This is a genomic window from Urechidicola vernalis, assembly GCF_031846385.1.
GTDB classification, from domain to species: Bacteria; Bacteroidota; Bacteroidia; order Flavobacteriales; family Flavobacteriaceae; genus Urechidicola; species Urechidicola vernalis.
Genome location: NZ_JAVRHV010000009.1, coordinates 75,514 through 82,488, shown reverse-complemented (window position 1 = coordinate 82,488; position 6,975 = coordinate 75,514). Strand labels below are relative to the sequence as shown.

Genomic DNA, 6,975 nt, shown 5'->3' with positions numbered 1-6,975 from the left:
CAGATAATGACATAGATGGAGATGGTGTTTGTGGAGATATAGATAATTGTCCAACGACATATAACCTAGGTCAGGAAGATGCTGATAACGATGGAATTGGGGATGTATGTGATGTTGAAGAAGGAGTTAATTCATTTAAATCTGCTGAGGCATCTGCTTTTCCAGTTCCTTCTGATACTTTAGTTAAGATTGAATATAGTTTCTCTTATGATACAACTGTTTCAATTTTAATTGTTGATTATCAAGGTAAAACGGTACATCATGTTTCGGGTCTAAATTATTTGAAAGATACCTCAGGGGTCTATCAGTATGATGTAACTTACTTGTCATCAGGAGTTTATTTTGCAATAATAACCACTTCTAATAGTGATGATAAATTGGAAGTTAAAATATTAAGAGGTACGAACTAATATTAGTTTAATTATTCGCAAATTTTATAGAAGCAATAGGCGACCTTTGGTCGCTTATTGCTTTAAAATATCTCCATAGGAAGTTTTTGATTTGAATTTAATCAATCTTTTATGATTACTTGTTAATTTAAAATTAACAGATCTTATGTTCAAATTCAGGTAAAAATAAGCCCGAAATCTTATAGTTTTCGGGTTTTCTGTTAAAACAATAAATGGGGTTATTTTATTTTAACTAAAATTATTAATTCATGTCAGTATTAATGTAGAAGGATATAACATTAGTCAACATGAGTCTCGACTTTCTAAGTGGTGATAAGTTGTTCTATAATCTTATTTTCTTTACTTGTAAGTTCTGAACCCTTGATGTATCTAAAGAGTTGATGCATTTTGTTTAAATCATCATGAGGAATCATTTCTGATTCAAAATCAATTTCATTTAACATTTTCTCTAACGAATTGATACTTGTTAGGTATTCTGAATTCGGGGGCAAGTTTTCTTTTAAGTCAACTATTCTATTTGTAATCATATTCATGTTGAAGATGTTTTAGATATAAATACAGTCGTAATAGGACAATCAAAGTAGTTTTAGGAAACAATTTAATTTTTTACTAATTACGACCGATTTATAGTGGGGTTTCTAGCTATTACTGTGGAAACTCTATTTATATTATGGTTGTATTTATTCTATTAATGAGATTAAACTCCTAACTTTTTTCGAGAAATTCCCTAAATAGGGTTTTCTTTACTATAACCTTAAAACTTACTAACCTTTATAAAGTTAGGAGGCAAATTTTAAATTGCATTTGTGTAAAAAGTCGGACAAACTAAAATTATACAAATTGCTTTATTAAATTCTGTGTCTTAATCTCGATGCAAAGTTATGCCGCTTCCTTAGACTAAGAAACGACATAGTATGTCGTGAAAATTGATATCCTCAAAGCAACTATTTTTGCCTATATTTACCTTGAAAAATTTACGTATGAAGAAGTTTAATTCGCTTGGAGAGTTATTAGTTGATTATAGAGAATACAATGGTATTTCTCAAAATGAATTTGCCGACAATGTTAATGTAGATGTTAGAACGGTGCAACGTTGGGAAAGAGATGTAACTCTGGTAAAACCTGATAAGGAAGAAGAAATTGTGTTGGCAACATTATTGCCATATCAATTAATTAGAAATTTAAATGCTTCAGTTCCAATTCCAACATTTTATGATTTTTTAATTAGAAAATATTCTTTAACTCCATTAACAAATGAACTGCCTGATGCCGGTTGGTTTAAGGCCCAAATCAATATTAAAACCAATAGGCTTAGAAAAATTGATTTTGATTTTGATATAAAACATATAGTTCATTTTATAGAATCACAACATAACGACAACCATAATGTAAACAAGGAATTAATTAGAGCAGCTATTAAATTGTTGCCTGATTTAAATGTAGTGCTTACAGATGACTCGGGTTATTACGTTGGGCATTCTATTATTTTGCCATTAAAAGAAGAGACTTATTTAAAGTTGAGAAATAGAAAATTGAGAAAGGATGAAATTAGAGTTTCAGATTTAGTGAATCCAAATGATCAAAAAAGACCAATATTCTTCAATTATGATGTTACGGCAGATTGTAATGATAATATCTTTTATATAGTTTGTGATTTTTTAAGATATTTTAGAGATTTTGAGAAGGACTATTTGTTTTGCTCCTATACAGAAAGACCAGATAGTTTAAAATTGACTGAGCAAGTAGGTATTAAAGTGATTTGGGAAGATAAATTACGAATGGAAGAATTAGGAATTGATGTTGCTCCGAGGTTTACTGAGGGTAATTACAAAGAGTTTTTATCAGATTTGATCAGTTAACTTAAATAACAAAACTTAAAAAAAGCATCGCAATTGAAATAATGACTAATAAAATTTTAGATATTTTTATTCTCTTTTCAATGGAATATACTTCCATACGATCCGCTTCACTTAAATGTATTTTTCTCCCCATAGTATTTTTCTTTACCATTTGTAAAAATGGCTCTAAATAAAAGTTAGTCTTTGGGGGAGTGAACTTTTAAATCGTAATTTATAGTATTATTTCTATTCTCCTTTTTTTACAAATGCTTTATTCATTTGTTCATCCATTTCTTTTTTTATGTCTTTCGCTTTTATATAAATTCCTATTTTGCTTCTAATAAAATATAAAATAGCTAATATTATAATTGTGATTGGTAATGAATAAACAAATTCATATTCGTCATAATATTTTGTATCGTCATTAATTACACTGATAAATTGGAAAATATAAACCGAAATTGGTATTGCAATGGCGTGAAACCACCAATGTTTACAAGTTGTAAACCAAATTAATAAAAGAGAAAGAGGAATAAGTTTGGAAAATATGTTATACATAAAATACCTTACACTTTCAAAATAATTACTTGTAAAGGTCAAATTAAAAAACTCGTAAGTTTTTTCATCTGGAAAATTCTTATATAAGTAGAAAGCGTAAGGTATAAATAGCATAAAAGCTATGATCAAACTACCCGTTAGAAGGTGGCTTGAATCTTGCTTTTTCAATTGCTTGCTCTGATTCATTGTCGATGTTTGTGTTATTATTCACCACGAAAGATAGTGAAAAAACAGCTAACATGAGCAATCCGAAAATTAATTTTACTTTTTTCATTTTAGTAAGATTTAAGATTAAAGTAAGTATCAAATATAAGTTTATGGTACTTATTAGCCAAATAAAATCCTATCTAATTTAAAGGGGTTCTTTAATCAGAGTAACTAAAATGCTGTAAAAAGTCAGATTCGTCAACGCCTAAGCGCTAGCTCATGTCTTTTAAATTATTTTTATAATTTTTAATAATCGGAGGCCTTAAAAGCTGAAAATTAACAATTCTAGTCCTAAAAATGTAATGTTTTCAGAATCTAAATTAGAACTGTAAATTACAAATTCTCTCCGTTAAAAGTTGTAATTATAGGGACGCTCTTATGAGTCAAATGTACAAAAGTTTTTATAACTTGCAAATAGTTGTAGTAAATTCTTCTATTTAGTTTATCGAGAATGGAATTAACTGTATATGGTTGATTTTCCATCTCTTGCGAAACCTATAAGTTTAATTCCGAATTCTTTAGCAAAATCTATCGCTAAGGAAGAGCAGCCAGAAACGGCAATAATGGTGTTAATTTTAGCAATAAAGGCCTTGGTAACAATTTCATAAGAAACTCTTCCGCTAACCAATAAAAATTTAGCCTGTTTTAGTTGCTTCTTGTTTTTAAGTTCACCGATCACCTTGTCTACAGCATTGTGTCGACCAATATCTTCTTGGATAGACAATAATTCTAATTCATTATTAAATAAAGAAGCGGCGTGAGAAGCACCGGTCGATGTAAAGGTTTTTTGTTGTTCTTGCATTTTGGTAAGCATTATTGAAATTGAATTCCAGTTAATGTCTTTACCTTTTGCAAGAATAGCACCTGTTGTTTCTAAAGAATCTAAGGTTTGTTTACCACAAACTCCACAAGATGATACAGAAAGTAAGGTTCTTTTATTCAAGTAGCCATTCCCTAAATGATCTTCATTAATAGTTAAATTAATAATAGTAAAGAAATTTGGAGTGTCTTCAACTATTTCCAAGGGAAAGTTCTTATCATCTTTATAAATGTCTTCGGCATAGAGCAGACCACGAATAAGGAATTCATCCTTGCCTGGAGTTCGCATAACAACAGTGTAGGGCTTATTATTGATGTTGATCTGAAGAGGTGCTTCTAAAACAATAGTGTCAAAGATATATCTTGTATTAGCCCCATCAGATTTAACAGCTTCATATTTTTTAGTGGATTTTGACATTTATTCGATTTTTTCAAAATCAACTGCAACGACTTTATATTCTGGAGTCAATGTTTCTTTATCCCCAACACTTCCTGTAATTAGATTGATAAATACCTCAGGTTGATGAAAAGTAGTTCTTAAAACGCCTTTCTTCACATTTTTAGAGAACTTTATCGGAATATTTACGCTTCCACGATCTGAATAGATACGCACTGTTTCAGAATCTTTTATTCCCTTTTTAAGAGCGTCTTTAGGATTTACTTCTAAATAATCTTTATTTAAAATATGTTGATTATCAGTTCTTCTCGTCATTGTTCCTGAATTGTAATGCTCTAATTCTCTACCTGTTGTTAGTATAAACGGAAATTTTTGACCATGACTGACAATCTCTGGAGATTCTTCAAAATCAAAATTATGGAAAGTTCCAATTCCTTTTTTAAATTGACCATTTACATGCAGCATTTGCGTATCGGTTCCATCTTCTTTTATTGGCCATTGAAGTCCGTTTTTTCCAAGTCTATCCCAAGAAAGGCCTTTCATAAACGGAATAACATCTGCAATTTCTTCAATTACCAAAGCGGCATTATATGTAGCGCCAGTTGGTTGTTTATAACCAAGCTTATCCATTATGTCAATAATAATTTGCCCGTCTGGTTTTGAATTTCCAATAGGTTCTACAACCTTGTTTACGCGTTGTACTCTTCGTTCACCGTTGGTAAAGGTTCCATTTTTTTCAAAGTAGGAGGCTGCTGGTAATACGACATCGGCCAGTTCTGTTGTGGCAGTCATAAATAATTCTTGAACTACAATTAGCTCTAACTTTTCGAAAGCTTTAATACTATGATTTGTATTCGGATCTGTCATAATGGTATCTTCTCCCATTATATACAATGCCTTAATTTTGCCATCAATCGCAGCATCTAGCATTTGTGGAATTTTCAATCCTTCCTTTACAGGCATTTTGTCAATTCCATATTTTTCTGCATAATATGTTTGAATTTCAGGCTTGTTTACATCCATGTAACCAGCACCTTGATGTGGTTGCACCCCCATATCTGCTGCACCTTGAACATTATTTTGCCCTCTTAAAGGATTTAAGCCTACACCATTTTTTCCAATATTACCGGTCATCATGGCTATATTAGAAAGTAGCATTACTGTTTTACTTCCTTGAAAATGCTCAGTTACCCCAAGCCCATGAAATTCCATTGCTCTTTCTGCACTTGCATAAGCAATAGCCGCTTGTTTCACATCTTCATTAGAAACTCCGGTCAATTTTTCAAGTTCAGGAATATTTAAATTTGAGACATGCGTTTTAAACTCTTCATATTTCTCCGTATACGACGTAATAAAGTGTTCGTTAACTAGGTTTTCATTTATGATATGATATGCTATCATATTCAACACAGCAACGTTGGTTCCAGGTCTAATTTGCAGGAAATGTGTTGCTAAATTTGCTAATTTTGTTTTTACAGGATCAACAACAATTGAAGTTACTCCCTTCATAAATGCTTGCTTAATTTTGGCACCGGTAACTGGGTGTCCCTTTATCGGGTTTGCCCCAAAAAGAAAAATAGCATCAGTTTGTTTTAAGTCTTCAATAGAATTTGTGGCTGCTCCAGTTCCAAATGCTTGCTGCATTCCGTAAGCTGTAGGGGCATGACAAACACGCGCACAACCATCAATATTATTGGTTCCAACACCTACACGAATCATTTTCTGCATTAAGTAATTTTCCTCATTAGTAGCACGAGAAGACGAGATACCTCCGATACTATCCGGTCCATATTTATTTTTTATATGCAGCATTTTTGAAGCGATAAAATCATAGGCTTCCTCCCAAGTTACTTCTTCAAATTTTCCATTTTTTTTGATTAATGGTTCACGAAGTCTATCTGGATGGTCGTAGAATTGAAAAGCAAAACGCCCTTTTAAACAGGTGTGTCCTTCGTTTACTTCTGCAGTTTCTGGAGCTTGGATTCCTTTTATTTCTCCATCTATTACAGATACGTCTAATTGACAACCTACGCCGCAATACGTACATGTTGTTCTTACGGTTTTATCTGCAAGTAATGTTTTAGTTTCAAACTTATCCGTTAATGCCTCTGTTGGACAAGTCTGGACACATGCGCCACATGATACGCAGGCAGATTCATCAAAAGAGGTATCAAAACCTTTAATAATATTTGTGGCAAACCCACGTCCAGACATTCCAAGAATCATTTCACCTTGAATTTCTTCGCAGGCTCTTACACATCTATAGCAGTTAATACATTGTGCTAAATCAGATTTAATATATGGATGTGCTTTGTCTGTTTCTATATCTAAATGGTTTTCACCTTTTGGGTAGCGCACATCCGGAATTCCGATTTGTGCGATCGTTTCTTGAAACGGTGTTGCCTTTTTGTTTTCTTCAGGAAAAACCTTGTCCGATGGGTAATCCGTTAAAACCAATTCTACAATATTTTTCCGAAGTTTTTTAATTCGGTCCGTATTGTGGTAAATAAAGATACCGTCAGTTACTGGTGTATGGCAAGAAGCCACAGTTCTTGTTGGTCCGTCTTGTTCTCTTGCAATTTCTACAGAGCATACTCTGCAAGAACCAAAATTCTCTAATCTATCATCCTGACACATGGTCGGGATAGCGTTTTTATTCGTTTCAATACGTCTTACAAACTCTAAAATAGTTTCATTTTCGAGAACGGTATAAGCGGTATTATTGATAAAAGCTTTCATTCTAATA

The 6,975-nt window shown here is 32.1% G+C and carries 6 protein-coding genes; 2 read left to right on the top strand and 4 right to left on the bottom strand.

Annotated elements, in window-relative coordinates:
- Window positions 1-410: T9SS type A sorting domain-containing protein (locus RM519_RS13835; RefSeq protein WP_311594425.1), on the top strand; the 410-nt coding region annotated here is incomplete at its 5' end.
- 302 nt (window positions 411-712) lie between these two features.
- Here RM519_RS13835 and RM519_RS13830 read toward each other — a convergent pair.
- Window positions 713-943 (bottom strand): hypothetical protein, encoded by a 231-nt coding sequence (locus RM519_RS13830; protein WP_311594424.1) that lies wholly within the window; start codon window positions 941-943, stop codon window positions 713-715.
- 447 nt (window positions 944-1,390) lie between these two features.
- On the opposite strand from RM519_RS13830, the gene RM519_RS13825 reads away from it, so the two are divergent.
- Window positions 1,391-2,269, top strand: a complete 879-nt coding sequence (locus tag RM519_RS13825; RefSeq protein ID WP_311594423.1) for a helix-turn-helix domain-containing protein — start codon at window positions 1,391-1,393, stop codon at window positions 2,267-2,269.
- A 225-nt stretch (window positions 2,270-2,494) separates the two neighbouring features.
- On the opposite strand, the gene RM519_RS13820 is transcribed toward RM519_RS13825, so the two are convergent.
- The 3 genes from RM519_RS13820 to fdhF all read right to left on the bottom strand — a co-directional run bounded on the left by RM519_RS13820 (window position 2,495) and on the right by fdhF (window position 6,968).
- Window positions 2,495-2,974, bottom strand: coding sequence for a hypothetical protein (locus tag RM519_RS13820; RefSeq protein WP_311594422.1), 480 nt, complete (start codon window positions 2,972-2,974; stop codon window positions 2,495-2,497).
- A gap of 496 nt (window positions 2,975-3,470) precedes the next feature.
- A complete protein-coding gene (gene fdhD, locus RM519_RS13815) occupies window positions 3,471-4,250 on the bottom strand; it encodes a formate dehydrogenase accessory sulfurtransferase FdhD (protein WP_311594421.1) in 780 nt (259 codons plus the stop codon).
- The gene (gene fdhF / locus RM519_RS13810; protein WP_311594420.1) at window positions 4,251-6,968 is read right to left on the bottom strand and encodes a formate dehydrogenase subunit alpha; all 2,718 of its coding nucleotides are present in this window, start codon (window positions 6,966-6,968) and stop codon (window positions 4,251-4,253) included.
- Between the last annotated feature and the right edge of the window lie 7 nt (window positions 6,969-6,975).